2 protein-coding genes are annotated in these 1,198 nt (G+C 33.8%); both read right to left on the bottom strand.

All coding sequences use genetic code 11. The features are described from left to right. Positions 1-227 precede the first annotated feature (227 nt). Positions 228-758 (bottom strand): hypothetical protein, encoded by a 531-nt coding sequence (locus BKH40_RS08550; protein ID WP_095278604.1) that lies wholly within the window; start codon positions 756-758, stop codon positions 228-230. Beyond that, positions 748-975, bottom strand: coding sequence for a hypothetical protein (locus BKH40_RS08545; protein ID WP_095278603.1), 228 nt, complete (start codon positions 973-975; stop codon positions 748-750). The genes BKH40_RS08550 and BKH40_RS08545 overlap by 11 nt, the downstream gene beginning before the upstream one ends. Positions 976-1,198: the final 223 nt, after the last annotated feature.

The raw sequence follows: 1,198 nt of genomic DNA, 5'->3' as shown, positions 1-1,198 counted from the left end.
AGCGGTGATATATCAGTCCAACAAGCCCAGAGTATACTCGCCTGAAGCTTTTACAGATATCACGTCCTCAACCAACAAGACTGATATACCACAAAATGCTACTACAACTCCTAAAATTAGTCAAGAAACATAGGTAAAGACCTAAGAGTATGTCTTTTAAGCTTTGTAGCTTGTATTCACATAAGAGGGGCTAAGATCTTGATACGTGGAAAGGGAAAAGCCTGCTTTTAGTATAAAGACAAGGCTTTTTTCATCTCTAATATTTCAAAATAGCGTAAAATCAAGCCCCGCATAGCCTTGCTTATCTTTTTGGTGTGCGTTAGGTGGGCTATAAAGCCATAACTCATATTTAAATTTAGACTTAAAGTGGTGTAGTTAATGTTGTTTTTGGCACAAAAGTCATTTATGTAGCTTAAAATCTCTTCGCTTTTTAAGTTGTCAAGCTTTGTAGAAAAATCATCTTTTGAGTAATTTTCTTGCATAGCAGTTAGTTTTAAGTCTTGTAACACATCTACTTCTTCTCCTTTTAGTTGTTTTCTTAGATAATCCCACTCTAAAAATGCATTAGTAGTAGACCTAAGCTGAGAGGTCATGTGCTTTCTATAAATTAAACCCATAACTGTGACTTCTGAAAAAAATATGTTTTTGGCTAGCTCTTTTCTTGAGACATTAAAGTCTTTTAAAAAGGTTGTAAGGGCTTCTATAGAATCTATAACTAAAGGTATTTTATAATTTTTTAAATCTGGTTCAATTGGCATCGTTTTTGTCCTTTTTGCATTTTTCTAGTGTGTTTAGTAAGCTTTCAAGCTCTCTTGCTTGCTCATAGTAGCTTAAAAACGGCTCTACCCAAAAGGGTATACTTTGGATCTGTCTCCAGTTAGTTACTGTCTGATAGGCGGCACATGAGATTTTGGCGAACTCTTTTTTGTTTAATCCTAGTGCTTTAATCTTTGCTTCAAAGTCTTTATTAGTCATTTTTTCTTAAATCCTTTAACTATGTGTTATAACTAGTGACTAAGTTTGCCAAAATTTAGTTACAACCTCTAGCTTTACTCTTTTAGTATTATAGACTACTTAAGTGCCTAGTTTAACGACATTGCGGTCGGGTATTAAAAGCTTTTTAGCTCATCTACAAGTTTAAAATTGCTAGTGTTGTCATAAATATAGACTTCATCACATAGCGGAATCACCTTTTTAA

The sequence above is a fragment of the Helicobacter sp. 11S02629-2 genome, assembly GCF_002272875.1.
In the GTDB taxonomy this organism is placed as follows: domain Bacteria; phylum Campylobacterota; class Campylobacteria; order Campylobacterales; family Helicobacteraceae; genus Helicobacter_I.
The sequence above is the reverse complement of the archived record's forward strand: the minus strand, read 5'-3'. Positions and strand labels throughout refer to the sequence as shown.